1 protein-coding gene is annotated in these 259 nt (G+C 53.3%); it reads right to left on the bottom strand.

The genetic code is table 11. The features are described from left to right. Positions 1–24: 24 nt before the first annotated feature. The coding region (locus JEM65_RS21550) for an intermembrane phospholipid transport protein YdbH family protein (RefSeq protein WP_199603810.1) at positions 25–259 on the bottom strand (235 nt) is incomplete at its 5' end.

Below are 259 nucleotides of genomic sequence, written 5' to 3'. Positions count from 1 at the left end.
CGCACGGTCCTGCAAATTGCAGTTTCATTGTTCCTTCCTCACTGTTGGATCCTTTTTCTGCCCGGCTGCAGCGGAGCCTTTTGACAGCGCATTCGCAGGCAAAGACATCTGCTGTTGCAGCCATTCCTGAAGATTGTCGCCAAAGCGCAAGCTGCGCCAGAGCTGGTAGATGTTTTCCTCGTGGGAATAGTTGAGGACGATTTCACGTTTTTCTTTGTCACCGCCGTGCGTCGTGTCGGTGTAGTTCACCCCGTCCACT

Source organism: Gelidibacter salicanalis, assembly GCF_016469035.1.
Lineage (GTDB): Bacteria > Bacteroidota > Bacteroidia > Flavobacteriales > Flavobacteriaceae > Gelidibacter > Gelidibacter salicanalis_A.
The sequence above is the reverse complement of the archived record's forward strand: the minus strand, read 5'-3'. Positions and strand labels throughout refer to the sequence as shown.